This window comes from Kitasatospora sp. NPDC093550 (genome assembly GCF_044764985.1).
Lineage (GTDB): Bacteria > Actinomycetota > Actinomycetes > Streptomycetales > Streptomycetaceae > Kitasatospora.
Genome location: NZ_JBIWJF010000006.1, coordinates 310,210 through 323,162 on the forward strand (window position 1 = coordinate 310,210; position 12,953 = coordinate 323,162).

Consider the following 12,953-nt stretch of genomic DNA (forward strand, 5'->3'; position numbering starts at 1 on the left):
GGCGACCGGGCGTCAGGGCGCCTGGTGCTCCGGGTGGTTAGGGTGACCGGGTGAGCGATGAAGCGGTCTCCCTGCGCCCGGTAGCCGAAGCCGACCTCCCCGCCCTCGGCCGGCTGATCAACGACCCGCAAGCGACCGGCGAGTTCCAGTGGCACGGCTGGCGGGATCCCGAGCGGCTCCGCCGCCGCTGGGAGGAGCACGGGCTGCTCGGCGACGACCAGTGGATCTTCGCGGTCGTCCTCGGCGACGAGTTCTGCGGCTTCGTCGCCGCCGACCGGATGGGCCTGCTGCCCACCATGCCGTACTGGAACATCGGGATCCAGCTGGCCCCGCACGCACGCGGGCGCGGGATCGGCACCCGGGCCCAACGCCTCCTGGTGGACTACCTGTTCGCCTGCACCCCGGTGATGCGCGTGGAAGCGGACACCGAGACCGGCAACCTCGCCGAGCAGCGCGCCCTGGAGAAGGTCGGTTTCACCCGCGAGGGCGTCCACCGCGCCGTGACCTTCCGCGCCGGCGAATGGCGCGACTCCGTCATGTACGGCCTCCTGCGCACCGACCCCAGGCCGTAGCCGGACGTCCCGGCCCGGGACGTCCCGCCACGGCCGGCTCGCGCGCTCCGGTTGCGCGCGACGCGTCAGGCGCGCCCCGCCGCCGCCAGCAGGCGCGGCGGGAGGTAGGGGGAGCGGACGTGCACGGCCCAGCCGCGGCTGCGGCGGGCGTGGCAGGCGAGGGCGAGGATGCCGAGGTTGAGCGGGGCGTCGGTGTCGGTGGCGCGGTCGGCGACGCTGTGGTGGTCGCGGTGGGCTTCCAGGGCGTCCAGCAGGGCGAGGTTGAAGCTGGTCTCGTCGCCCTCGACGAGCTGGGAGAACAGCACGACCGGGGGAGGGAGGTAGCCCTGGTCCCGGGTGCGCTCCGCCTCCTTCAGGGCCCGTTCGGTGTCCGGGAGCGGGTCGGCGCCGCGGAGGTGGTCGTGCAGCGCGGTGCGGTACGGGGCGAACGGGGTGCGGTCCTCGGCGGCGATGGTGGGGCCGGCCAGGAGGAGCGGTTCGAGGTCCTCGGGGTCGCCGGTGATCAGGGCGTAGGACAGGGCCGTCTCCCAGAACACCGGGCCGAAGTCCCGGTCCCGGCAAGCGGGGAAGCGCAGAGTCCGGCCGTCGACCGTCACCTCGGCCTCGGTGCCCGGTGCGGCGAGGGCGGCCCGGAACGCCGCGGCCCCCAGCCGGGAGCCGAGCCGCAGGTTGGCGAGCTGGGCGTCGGTGGCGTCGGCGGACTGCGAGGCGCGCGCCGAGAGGAGCCAGCTCTGGTACCGCAGGGCGCTCGTGAGCTCCCACGCGTCCAGCGGCTGGCCGTCCTTCGGCGTGAGGGCCTCCAGGGTGCGCCGCTCGAACCGGGCCTCGCTGTCCGGGCTGAGGGGGCGGGCGGGGCTCGGCCGGTCGAGGTCGACGGGCCCGGCGGCGAGCCGGGCCACGGCGTCGGCACGCCGGTCGCGGCCGAGGCCGCGGACGCGCGGCTCGGGGGTCTCGAAGCCGGTGACCAGGGCGTGCGGGAGGTAGTCGGTGTCGACGGCCGGCAGCCAGCCGTACGTGCGGTACGCGAGCGCGGCGAGGGCGATCGGGACGAGCGGCAGGAGGCCGGCGGGCCCGCGGCCGTGCGGGCCGTCCTGGAGCAGCGCGAGCAGCGCGGCGTCGAAGGCCTCGCGGTCCCCGTCGGTGAGGGCGCGCAGCGCGCGCAGGCCGGGCTGCGTGCCGGCGGGCACGTCGAACTCCTCGAAGAAGTGGGCCGCGAAGCCGTCGACGAGTTCGAGGGCGGGGGTGAGCGGCTCGTCGGGCATCAGCTGCCGGGCCCAGCAGAAGGCCTCGCCGTGCGGGGAGACCTTGTCGGAGACGATCGCGAGGCAGAAGGCGTCGAGCCACTCCGCGGCGCTGACCCGGTGGCGGGGGTCGCGTTCGAGCCCCTCCTCGCGCCGGTAGCTCATCCCGAAGTTCGGGTAGTCGAGGAAGACGTGGAACCCGTCGTGCGGGTAGTAGGCGGCGAAGGAGACGGCGCCGACGGCGGCCTCGGTGGCGTCCTTGAGGACGGCCTTGGCCTCGGGGGTGTCCAGGGCGGGCCGGGTGGTGGACAGGGCGCCGAGGTAGTCGAGGTAGGAGTCGGCGATCAGCTGCCACTCGGTGGTGGTCATCAGATCGGCGCGCGCGTAGGAGTGGACCTGCCGCCCGATCCGGTTCACGAAGTCCTCGCCGGCCTGTGCCACCCGCGCCCCGTCCACCTGGTGACGTTCGATCCGCACGGTCCTGCCCCCTTGATCATCGACTGGGCCCCAGCCTAGGCGGCGGGTCGGACACCGCGGCCCGCGGGGCCGCCGTCAGGACCGTCACGGGCCCGACCGTCGGGACACACCCGCGGCGGCGTGGCAAGGGAGCGGCCCCTGGCGAGTAGGAGGAAACCCGATCGTCCGCCAGGTGATCGTTCGTCACAAAAGACAACTGCCCGGCCGGTGCGGGCCGTGACAGGCTTCCTGGCAGTGGCCGCCGGGGGGCGGCCACCGGCTCACCAGGGGCGACGTGGCCACAGCCGAGCTCGACCACGAGCAACCCGTTCGCATCAGGAGGACCACCGTGCGCGTCCTGTTCACCGCCCCCGGGGCGGTCGGCCACATCTTCCCCGTGATCCCCACCGCGCTGGCCCTGCGGGCGGCCGGCCACGACGTCCTGTTCGCCGGCCAGCCCCCGCTCGCGATCCTGCGCAACACCGGACTGCCCGTCGTCGAGGTCGGCGACGGGACCTCCCTCAGGGAGGCCTTCGCCCGCGCGCTGCCGAAGGACGTCCGCTTCGCCGACGCGGAGCGGACGGAGGAGGAGACGCACGAGCTGAGCGCGCTCGGCTTCGCCGAGTTCGGCCGCCCGACCATCGACGGCCTGCTGGAGCTCGGGCGGCGCTGGCGGCCGGACGTCGTCGTGCACGAGTCCTTCCAGGGCGCCGCCCCGCTGGTGGCCGCCAAGCTCGGCATACCCGCCGTGGCGCACAACTTCGGGGTGACCTCGGGCGGAGCGGCCGCCCGCCTGCGCCGCCTGCTCGCCGCCGACTACCGGGCGCACGGCGTCGAGCCGACCGCTCCGGCCGGCGTCGTGGACGTCGTGCCGGCCTCGCTCGGCGGGGACGGCGGGGGCTGGCGCGTGCGGTACGTGCCCTACAACGGCGGCGGGACGGTCCCCGCCGACCTGATCGGCCGCGGCACCACGCCGCGGATCGCGGTGACGCTGGGCACGGTGTTCACCGAGTGGGAGGGCATCGCGCCCGTCTCCCGGCTGGTCGAGCAGGCGGGGGCGCTCGACGCCGAGGTCCTGCTCGCCGTCGGCGACGAGGACCTCACCCCGCTCGGCACGCTGCCCGCCAACGTCCGGCCGCTGCCCTGGGTGCCGCTGAGCCAGCTGCTCCAGGCCGTCGACGGCGTGGTCCACCACGGTGGCTCGGGCAGCATGATGACCGCCGCCGCGCTGGGCGTCCCCCAGCTGATGCTGCCCCAGGGCGCCGACAACTTCGCCAACGCCGCCGCCGGCCGCGCCGCCGGCTTCGCGCTGACCTCCAGCCTGGACACCGTCGACACCGCCCTGCTCGAACGGCTGGTCACGGACGACTCCCTGCGGAAGGCGGCCGCGGCCGTGAAGGCGGAGATCGACGCCCTCCCGTCCCCCGCCGACCTCGTCGCGAACTTCGAGGCCCTGAGTTCCGCCGGCGCGGCCCGCCTCGGGTGACACCCGCCCGGTGCCCGCGGCCGCCGTCCGGCGGCCGCAGGCACCGGGGCCGGTATGGGGACACATCGTTATATTGGGGCGGAAAGGGGCCCCGATCGCCGACGGGTGTGGCTGATGCACGCGATCACCGACTGGCTGCGCGGCCTGTCCGGCCCGGTCGTGTACGCCGTCGTCGGCGCCATGGTCCTCGCCGAGGACGCCCTGTTCTTCAGCTTCTTCATCCCCGGCGAGACCGCCGCCGTCCTCGGCGGCTTCCTCGCCCACCAGGGCCGGGTCTCCCTCGGCTGGATGGTCCTGGTCGTGGTCTGCGCGGCCGTCCTCGGCGACACCGTCGGCTACGAGATCGGCCGCCACCTCGGCCCGGCGATCCTGCGCACCCGCCCGCTGCGGCGCCACGCCAAGCGGGTCGGAACGGCGCAGGACCTGATCCGCCGGCGCGGGCCGGCCGCCGTGTTCGTCGGCCGCTTCATCGCCTTCTTCCGCCCGCTGGTGCCCTCGCTGGCCGGGATGTCCCGCATGCCCTACCGCCGCTTCCTGCTCTACAACGCCCTCGGCGGACTCGCCTGGGGCGTCGGCTTCACCCTCCTCGGCTACTTCGCCGGAGCCGCCTACAGCAGGGTGGAGGGCACGGTCGGCCGGGTCGCCGCCCTCGCGATCGCCGTGCTCGTCGCCGTCGCCCTGCTGGTCTGGTACGTACGCCGCCACCGCTCACGGGGGAGCGATCCCCCGAGCGACACCGACACCGACGGCGACGGCGACGGCGACAGCGCCGGCGCCGGCAACAGCGACAGCGACACCGATACCGACAGCGACGGGCGGGAGCCCTGACCCCCACCGGCTGCGCGTCCTGCGGTCGCCACGATGCGCTCGAATGCGGTTGACGTCGGGTCGGCCCGCTGACAGAGTGCTCCCGCCGCGAGATCGAACGCGTTCGAAACAGGGGGAAACCGCATGTCAGCCACCATCGGTGGGCGCCTGGCCGTCACGCTGGGCGCCGCCGCCGTCGTCCTGATGACCGTCGGAGTGCCCACGGCCACGGCCGAGAACGGGCAGTCGGCCGTGACCGACCCCAAGGCCGTCCCGAGCCCGGGCTCGCTCACCACCCGGGTGTCCACCGACGCCTGCGACGACACCACGACGCCCGGCTGGATCAGCACCACCGAGCCCACGCTCACCGCCCGCACCACCGCGCCCGGCGCGCGCTTCAAGGTGTGGGACGAGACCGGCGCCAAGATCTTCGACCAGAGCGCGCGGACGGCCGCCGACGGCACCGTGCAGGTCCGGCCCGCGGGCCTGGCCGAGGGGGCCGGCTACTCCTGGCAGGTCTGGCCCGACTACGGCCCCGGCGGCGGGAAGCCGACCGCGGCCTGCCACTTCGGCGTCGATGCCACCGCCCCGCAGTTCACCGTCGAATCCACCGACTTCCCGGCGTCCGGCAGCGGGGCGACCCCGCTCAAGTACGCCGGCCAGAACGGCACCTTCACCGTCAAGGGCACCGACCAGGGCTCGGGCGTGGCCTGCTACCAGTACGTCCTGAACGGCACGCCGAGCGTCGGCACGCCGTGCCAGGGCGCGGGCACCGTGGCGGCCGGCGCCGACGGCACCGCGACGTTCCGGCTGAAGCCCGCCCAGTGGGGCACCAACGTCCTCACCGTGCAGGCCGTCGACAACGCGGGCAACACCACCCCGCCGGTCACCTACACCTTCTACGCGCCCTCCAACCCGAACCCGCCCGTCGCCCCGGGCGACGTCAACGGCGACGGCGTTCCGGACATCCTGCTGCCCGACACGGCCGGCAACCTCCAGATCATCAGCGCGGACGCCACCACCACCGCGCCGACCTCGACCGTCGCCGCCGTCCGCGCCCCGGGCGGCGCCGGGTGGAACGGCGTGCAGCTCCTGCACCGCGGCTGGGACCGGTCGCACGCGCCCGTGGACGATCTGATGGCCCACCGGCCGGGCGACGCGTCCATCTCCCTCTACCGCAACTTCGACATGGGTGCCTTCGCCCGCGGCGTGATCTCCGTCGGGCGGGACGTGAACCCGTTCGACCCGCCGGCCGTCCCGGAGGGCTTCACCCCCGGCTGGTCGAAGGCCACCCAGCTGGTGCCCCTGGGCGCGCTCGGAACGGACCAGCGGACCTCGATCCTCACGGTCGAGGACGGCGACCTCTGGCTCTCCACCGACCCCGGCTTCCTGTACGGCTACCAGACCTTCGTGAAGATCTCCACCACGGGCGCCTGGGCCGGGTACGACCTGATCGCTCCGGGCAAGGCAGCCGACGGCACGCTCGCCCTGTGGTCACGCGACCGGGCCACCGGCGAACTGCGCACGCACCCGATCGCCAAGGGCGCCGACGGCCGGTACGACGTCACCGCGCTGGCCGACCCGACGACGGGCACCGTGATCGGCAGCTTCCCGGTCGCCGCGTACCCGACGCTCGGCAGTTCGGGCGACGGCGACGGCGACGGACAGCCCGACCTGTACGCCGTCACCGCCGACCGGCACCTGCTGACCTTCAGCGGCACCACCGCCCCGAAGGACCTCGGCACCCTGCACTGATCCCGCTCCCCGCGGCCGAGGGCCCGCCCGACCGGACGGGCCCACGGCCGCACGGGTGCCGTCCTCGGGGACTAGCCCGCGCACCGGACAGCACCGGACAGCACCGGACCGGACCGGTGGAGACGGCGGGCCGTCACAGCCCGTGACCTGCCGCCGCTACAAGTCTCTTTGCTGCCATGGCCGTTCGGCAGGCCATTCCTCGCCGGTGGCGCCGTCGAAGCGCCGCAGCTCGATCTCGTCCGCCCCGAACAGGGCGACCCGGTCGCCCACGCGGACGGCGCACACGGCCAGGCAGGCGTCCTCCTCCCAGCCGTCGACCGGCTCGCCCACCGGCTGCCCGGTGAGGGCGTCGTAGCGGTGGAGGCGGTTCGAGGCGACGGCCAGCACCGGCCGGCCGTCCGCCCGGTAGGCGCACAGGCCCAGCGTGTTCTCGGGGTGCACCATCGTCCTGCCGAGCGGCGTGCGGCTCTCCGGGTCCCAGATCCGTACGGAGTGGTCCGTGCCGCCGGTGGCCAGCAGCATCCGGCCGTCCGCCCGGTACGGGACGAGGCGGGAGACCGGCCCGTTGTGCGCCTTGACCGGGTCGCCCACCCGCCGGCCGGTCGCCACGTCCCAGATCCGCAGCAGCCCGTCGGCGTCCGCGCCGGCCAGCCGGGCCGCGCCGTCCGCGGCGGTGAACGCGGCCAGCGACCACACCTGCGCGCGGCCGGTGCCGCGCATCCGCGGTCCGGCCGCCTCCCCGGTCACCGCGTCGACCCGGTCCACGCGGCCGTCGCTCCACCCGAGCAGCAGGGTCCGCCGACCGTCTTCACCGCGGTGGGGAACCACCGCCGACATCCGCGGCCACCGGCGGCCCCACGGTTTGCGCCGCTTGCCCCAGGTGTCGGGACAGGCCCGCTCGCCGGTGACCAGGTCGACCTGGACCACCGTCCCGCGCAGCCCCCGGGACTCCAGGGCCACCAGCACCGGCCGTTCACCGCCCGCGTCGAGGTGCATCCGGCACTGCGGGCCGCCGGTGAATCCCGCGTCGAGCGCGAACTCCCTTACGAGGGAACCGTCTTCGGCGTCGTACGCCGCGAAGCCCCGGACCGGGGCCAAGACCGGGCGGATGACCGCCGGCCGCCCGCCGAGTTCGGCGCCGAGCAGCTGCCCGGTGCCGAGCAGCGGGTTGTGCCAGGCCGTGAAAGGGGTCGCCGGGCGCATGGCTGCCGTACCTCGCTGTCGTCCGCGGGGGAGGGGGCCGTCCGAGGGGCGGCCCCCGGGACCGCCGCGACGCTACCAGCCGGGCGGGCAGGGCCGTTGTCCGGCGGCGGTCAGTCGCGGTCCGCGGTGAACGGCCCTTCCTCGACGAAGCGGCGCAGGTGGCGGGCGAAGTCCCGGGCGTCGGCCTCGGGCCAGGCGGCGAGCGCGTCCTCGATGGCGTCCGCCAGCCGCTGCCGGGTGGCGGCCACGGCGGCGTGGCCGTCGTCGGTGAGGGCGAGGAGGGTGGCGCGGCCGTCGGCCGGGTCGGGCTGGCGCCGCAGCAGGCCGCCCTGTTCGAGGCGGTCGGCGCGGCGGGTGACGGTGGTGCGGTCGAGTCCGATCTCGCGGCCGAGGTCGGCGGCGCTGGCCGGGCCGGTGCGGGCGAGGCCGCTGAGGACCGGATAGGTGAGGTCGTCGACCGGTTCTCCCAGGCCCTCGGTCAGGCGGTCGTAGATGCGGGCGCGGGTGCTGCGCCGCAGGAGCAGCCCGAGGGCGTAGGCGATGTCGTGTCCGGTCGTGTTCGTCGTCATGCCCGAAAGTTTAGCGTGCCTGAAGCACGCTTTCTCTGCTACAGTCATAAGCGTGCTCAAGGCACGCATCTCCCGCACCGGCCGTGCGGGACTCCGTCATCACACCCGAGGAACTCCCATGACCCACACCGACGTCCGCGCCGCCCTGACCGACCTGCTCCTCACCCCGGGCCTGTCCCTGGACGAGGCCGCGGACCGGCACTTCGCCCCCGACTACCGCCAGCGCACCGACGGCGACTGGGCTGACCGCACCGAGTTCCTGGAGCACATCGCCCACCTGCGCACCGTCGTCGCCGGCGGCTCGGTCGAGGTCCACGACGAACTCGCCGACGGCGACCGCTACGCCGACCGCCACACCATGGAGATCGTCAAGACCGACGGCTCCACCGTCCGCATGGAGGTCTACCTCTTCGGCGAGTTCGCCCCCGACGGCCGCTTCCGTCGCATCGAGGAGACCACCCTCCTGCTCGCGGGCGCCGACGCCGACCGGAACCTCGGCAGCGCCCGCAACTGACCGGCGCCGCAAGGATCCCCGGCCGCGGCCCCCTCGCCCCGAGGGCGGCCGCGGCCGCCCTCGCGCCCCGCCTCCCGTGCGTCCGTCCGGGTGCGGACCGGGCCCTGCGGGGGAGGGGCTCAGGCCGGGTGGCGGTCCAGGACGGCCTCGACGATCCGCATGAGCCGCTCACCCGCGTGCTCGACGCTCCCGTTCTGGGCGCTGACCTGGGCGCCTTCGAGGACGAAGGTGATCTCCGCGGCCGCCTGGTCCGGATCGGGCAGCCCGGCGCGGGCGCACAGGTCGGTGAGGCGGCGCAGCTGGCCGGCCTTGTGCGCCTCGATGAGCCGGCGCGCCGGGTGGCCTCGGTCGGGCAGTTCCGCGAGGGAGTTGATGAACGGGCACCCCCGGTGGGAGAGCCCCGGGAGTCCGTCGGCGATGAACCGGGCCAGCCCCAGGATCTGGGCCCGGGGCTCGTCGGGGTGCGCGTCCGCCAGCCGGTCGAACGCGGCGGTGTAGTCGGCCGCGACGATGCGCAGCCATTCCTCGACCAGCGCGTCCTTGGTCGCGAAATGGCGGTACAGCGCCATCTTGGTGGTCTCGGCCCGGTCGGCGATCGCCTGGACGCCCACCGCCTTGATCCCCTCGCGCGAGAAGAGCTCCTCCGCCGCGTCGAGGATCCGCTCCCGGGGCGGCAGCTTGGCCACCCTGCTCTGCCTGCCGGCTCGTTCCGTGGTCGACATGGGGGCCCCTCATCGCTCCGGTGGGGGCGTCGTGCCGCCCTCGCCGCAATGCTACGGTACCGGTCAGTCCCATGCGATACCGATCGGTATCGCATGGGACCGACCGGTACCGATCCTCCCGAAGGGACGACGATGAAGCTCTCCGAATACGCGGCCCACGACGGCATAGGCCTGGCCGACCTGGTGGCCCGCGGCCAGGTGACCGCCGCGGAACTCGCCGCGGCCGCCCAGCGGGCGTCCGACGCGGTGAATCCGCGGCTCAACGCCGTCGTCGAGACCTGGCCCGCCCAGGACACCCCGGCCCCCGGCAGCACACCCCTGGCCGGAGTGCCCTTCCTGATCAAGGACCTCGCCGTCGCGATGGCCGGCAAGCGGGTGGAGCTGGGCAGCCGCCTCGCCCGGGGAAACGTCGCCGCGGCCGACTCCGCGCTCATGGCGCGCTTCCGCCGCGCCGGACTGGTGACGCTCGGCCGCACGGCCACACCGGAATTCGCGTACAGCACCACCACGGAAGGCGTCCTGTACGGCGCCACCCGCAACCCCTGGGACCCGGCCCGCAGCCCCGGCGGCTCCAGCGGCGGCTCGGGAGCCGCCGTCGCCGCGGGCGTCGTCCCGCTCGCCCACGCCACCGACGCGGCCGGCTCCATCCGCGTCCCCGCCGCCGCCAACGGCCTGTTCGGGCTGAAGCCCACCCGCGGCCGGATCTCCATGGGCCCCGACACGGACGAGGTCTTCAACGGGCTCGCCGTCCACGGCGTGCTCAGCCGCTCGGTGCGCGACAGCGCCGCGCTCCTGGACCTCGTCCACGGCCCCGAGGCGGGCGACCCGTACGCCGCCCAGCGCCCCGAGCGGCCCTACGCGCAGGAGGTCCTCCGGGCCCCGGGCAGCCTGAGGATCGGCCTGCTCACGCAGCCCTGGTGCGGCCGGCCCGTCGAGCGCACCGTCGTCGACGCCACCCTCCGCGCCGCCCGGCTGGCCGAGTCGCTGGGGCACCGGGTGGAGGAGGTCCGGGTCGGCCTCGGCGCCAGCTGGGAGGAATTCACCCTGGCCAACGCCCGCCTGTGGACCGCCAACCTGGCGACGTGGATCGACGATCTCGCCGCCGCCCTCGGGCGGCCCGTCGGCCCCGCCACCCTCCAGCCCGAGACCCTGGCGAGCCACGCCTACGGCCGGCGGGTCAGCGGCACCGAGTTCGTCCGCGCGCTCGCGCTGCGCAACAGCGTCGCGCGCGCGATCGGCCGCTACTTCACCGACTACGACCTACTGCTCACCCCGACCCTGCCCGAACCGCCCGTCCCGCTGGGCACGTACGCCGAGGGTGCCGAGGACGCCGACGGCCTCGGCTGGCTCCGGCAGGTCCTCCACCGCTCGCCCTTCACCGCCCCGTTCAACGTCGCGGGCACCCCCGCCATGTCCGTCCCCCTGGAGAGCGACCCCGCCACCGGACTCCCCGTCGGCGTCCAGTTCGCCGCGGGATACGGACGCGAGGACGTCCTCTTCCGTCTCGCCGGACAGCTGGAGCGGGCCGCTCCCTGGGCGCAGCGGACCCCCGCCGTGTGGGCGGGCGACCACGACGCCTGACGGCGCTCCCACGCCTGACGGTGCCTGCGCACCTGACGGCGCACCCTGCGCGGAAGCCGCCGTTGAGCCGGTCCCCAGGGCTCCGGCCGCGGGCGGAGCCCCGGCGGACGGGCGGATTTCGGCCACGCGCTCGTCCCCGTTCGGCGAGGGCGGTGAGGGTCGCGTCGGCGTGGTCGACGTCGACGGTGAACGCGCCGGAGCGCATCAAGGCCGGAGTGCTCCGGAACGCGTGCGGGGGTGTGGTCGATCCGTGGTCGGACCGTGCCGGTGTCGGGAAGGTTCGGTGGGAACTCCTGCCCCCAGCGTTCCGTGGCCGAAATGTGCCCATCCAGTGATCTTGGCTGATTATCGTCCCCGCTCAGGATCTGGCGATGGGCCAGGCCCCGCTGCGGGGCGGCCACGGTGTCGCGCCGCGCCCCCCGTGCACTCCCTGGATCAGGCTCCCATGCGTCTCTCTCCCGCCGTCAGACTGCTCTCCACCCTCGCTCTGCCGCTCGCCCTGACGGCCTGTGGGCCTACCTCCACCAAGTCCGCCGCCCCGGCCGCCCCCTCCTCGGCCGCCCCCTCCTCGTCCGCCGCGACGACGACCGCCGCCCCCTCGCCGGTCGCGACGAAGGCCGCGGGCCCGAACGCGGGCCTGCTGACGGGCGCCCAGTTGAAGGCCCTGCTGGCGCCCGCCTCCTTCTTCCCGTCCGGTTTCGCCCTCGACTCGGCCGGCTCGCGCGACACCGGCGACACCTACGTCCAGCCGGCCGCCGCCGACGTGCCCACTCCGGACTGCACCCGGCTGGGCGGCACGTCCTGGACCGGCATCACCGGGATCACCGGTGTGTCGTTCGCCCAGAACGACTACGTCAACAAGAACACCTCCGCGGAGATCGCCCAGGAGATCGACGTCTACCAGGGCGCCACCGCGCAGACGGTGATCGGCGCGCTGGGCAAGCTCGCCCTGGCCTGCCCGTCGTTCGCCGACGCCCAGACCAGCAGCAAGACCAAGGTCACCGAGGCGCCGCTGGCCGGCCTGGGGGACGAGGCGTACGTCATCACGGTGACCGACTCGGCCTGGCAGAACGGCGACACGCTGATCGCGGCGCGGGTCGGCACCTCCGTGGTCACCGTGCTCGCCAACGACGGCGGCGACAACGGCGCGGCCACCGCCAAGAAGCTGAGCGGCCAGCTCGTCTCCGGGCTCAAGGCCAAGGCCTGACCCACGGAACCCGGCGGTGACGGCCTGCCCGGCTCGTCGACGGCCCACGGGCCGTCACGGCAGGGACCCGGCCCGCCGGAGCGGACGGACCCCGGCGCGCGGCGCGAGCGCCCGCGGCCCCCGCCCCCATGCGGCACGAAGCCCCAACCGAGATCGGTTGGGGCTTCGTGCCGCATGGGGGAGTCGCACGGGTCCGGTGCGGGCCGGGGCCGTGCGGGGGAGGGCTGCCGGCCGTCGGGGGCGGACGGGTCAGGAGCGGGCGGCGTCGATCTTGCCCTGGAGGGCCGTGAGCAGGTCCTTGAGGATGCCGATGGTGCCCTCGTCGATCAGGTCGCCCTCGTCGTCGAAGCGCTCGTGCGAGCGGAAGGCGACCAGCTCGGGCTTGACCACCACGTCGCTGTCGGTCCAGACGAAGACCTGGCGCAGCGCCAGCTGGGCACGGACGGAGCCGAAGTTGGTGGGCGCGGCGCCCATGATCGCGGTGGGCTTGCGGTGCAGCGGCAGGCCCTCGGTCTTGCTCCAGTCGGTGCTCAGCCAGTCCAGGGCGTTCTTCAGCACGCCGGGGATCGAGTAGTTGAACTCGGGGGTGGCGATCAGCAGGCCGTCCGCCTCGGACACCTTGCGGCGCAGTTCCTCGACGACGGCCGGCCGCACGCCCGGGTGGTCCAGGTCGTAGTCGTAGGGCGGGATGTCGCGCAGGCCGTCGTAGATCTCGATCTCCATGCCGGCCGGGTTGAACGTCCGGGCGGCGCGCAGGAGCGCGGTGTTGTGCGACTCGGCGCGCAGCGAGCCGGAGATGGCGAAGACCTTGGACGCGCTCATGTCGGTGCTCCTTGCGGT

At 74.7% G+C, this 12,953-nt stretch carries 12 protein-coding genes; 7 read left to right on the top strand and 5 right to left on the bottom strand.

Features of this window, described 5'->3' with window-relative positions:
* The first annotated feature begins 50 nt into the window (after positions 1 to 50).
* Complete coding sequence (locus ACIRD3_RS12375) at positions 51 to 572, top strand: GNAT family N-acetyltransferase (protein WP_402214585.1); 522 nt, start codon at positions 51 to 53, stop codon at positions 570 to 572.
* 65 nt (positions 573 to 637) lie between these two features.
* Here the strand turns inward: ACIRD3_RS12375 and ACIRD3_RS12380 are convergent, their stop codons facing one another.
* Positions 638 to 2,290: an Imm49 family immunity protein gene (locus tag ACIRD3_RS12380; protein ID WP_402214587.1), complete on the bottom strand. Its 1,653-nt coding sequence runs from the start codon at positions 2,288 to 2,290 to the stop codon at positions 638 to 640.
* Positions 2,291 to 2,564: 274 nt separating this feature from the next.
* Here ACIRD3_RS12380 and ACIRD3_RS12385 point away from each other — a divergent pair, with 274 nt between their 5' ends.
* The 3 genes from ACIRD3_RS12385 (at position 2,565) to ACIRD3_RS12395 (ending at position 6,317) form a co-directional block, all read left to right on the top strand.
* A complete protein-coding gene (locus tag ACIRD3_RS12385; protein WP_402214589.1) occupies positions 2,565 to 3,755 on the top strand; it encodes a glycosyltransferase in 1,191 nt (396 codons plus the stop codon).
* A gap of 114 nt (positions 3,756 to 3,869) precedes the next feature.
* Complete coding sequence (locus ACIRD3_RS12390) at positions 3,870 to 4,583, top strand: DedA family protein (RefSeq protein ID WP_402214591.1); 714 nt, start codon at positions 3,870 to 3,872, stop codon at positions 4,581 to 4,583.
* A gap of 123 nt (positions 4,584 to 4,706) precedes the next feature.
* Positions 4,707 to 6,317 carry a hypothetical protein gene (locus ACIRD3_RS12395; protein ID WP_402214593.1) on the top strand — a complete coding sequence of 537 codons (1,611 nt, stop codon included), beginning with the start codon at positions 4,707 to 4,709 and terminating at the stop codon, positions 6,315 to 6,317.
* A 156-nt stretch (positions 6,318 to 6,473) separates the two neighbouring features.
* Here ACIRD3_RS12395 and ACIRD3_RS12400 read toward each other — a convergent pair whose 3' ends face one another.
* Both ACIRD3_RS12400 and ACIRD3_RS12405 read right to left on the bottom strand, forming a co-directional pair.
* Positions 6,474 to 7,520: a WD40 repeat domain-containing protein gene (locus ACIRD3_RS12400; protein ID WP_402214595.1), complete on the bottom strand. Its 1,047-nt coding sequence runs from the start codon at positions 7,518 to 7,520 to the stop codon at positions 6,474 to 6,476.
* A gap of 110 nt (positions 7,521 to 7,630) precedes the next feature.
* On the bottom strand, positions 7,631 to 8,089 hold the full coding sequence (locus ACIRD3_RS12405) for a MarR family winged helix-turn-helix transcriptional regulator (protein ID WP_402214597.1): 459 nt from the start codon (positions 8,087 to 8,089) through the stop codon (positions 7,631 to 7,633).
* Positions 8,090 to 8,207: 118 nt separating this feature from the next.
* Between ACIRD3_RS12405 and ACIRD3_RS12410 the strand changes: the two genes are divergently transcribed.
* The gene (locus ACIRD3_RS12410) at positions 8,208 to 8,603 is read left to right on the top strand and encodes a nuclear transport factor 2 family protein (RefSeq protein WP_402214599.1); all 396 of its coding nucleotides are present in this window, start codon (positions 8,208 to 8,210) and stop codon (positions 8,601 to 8,603) included.
* 119 nt (positions 8,604 to 8,722) lie between these two features.
* On the opposite strand, the gene ACIRD3_RS12415 is transcribed toward ACIRD3_RS12410, so the two are convergent.
* Positions 8,723 to 9,325 carry a TetR/AcrR family transcriptional regulator gene (locus tag ACIRD3_RS12415; protein ID WP_402214601.1) on the bottom strand — a complete coding sequence of 201 codons (603 nt, stop codon included), beginning with the start codon at positions 9,323 to 9,325 and terminating at the stop codon, positions 8,723 to 8,725.
* 132 nt (positions 9,326 to 9,457) lie between these two features.
* On the opposite strand from ACIRD3_RS12415, the gene ACIRD3_RS12420 reads away from it, so the two are divergent.
* Both ACIRD3_RS12420 and ACIRD3_RS12425 read left to right on the top strand, forming a co-directional pair.
* Positions 9,458 to 10,906 carry an amidase gene (locus ACIRD3_RS12420; RefSeq protein ID WP_402214603.1) on the top strand — a complete coding sequence of 483 codons (1,449 nt, stop codon included), beginning with the start codon at positions 9,458 to 9,460 and terminating at the stop codon, positions 10,904 to 10,906.
* Between the two features lie 445 nt (positions 10,907 to 11,351).
* Positions 11,352 to 12,113, top strand: a complete 762-nt coding sequence (locus ACIRD3_RS12425) for a hypothetical protein (RefSeq protein WP_402214605.1) — start codon at positions 11,352 to 11,354, stop codon at positions 12,111 to 12,113.
* 249 nt (positions 12,114 to 12,362) lie between these two features.
* On the opposite strand, the gene ACIRD3_RS12430 is transcribed toward ACIRD3_RS12425, so the two are convergent.
* Positions 12,363 to 12,935, bottom strand: coding sequence for an NADPH-dependent FMN reductase (locus ACIRD3_RS12430; RefSeq protein ID WP_402214607.1), 573 nt, complete (start codon positions 12,933 to 12,935; stop codon positions 12,363 to 12,365).
* Positions 12,936 to 12,953 lie beyond the last annotated feature (18 nt).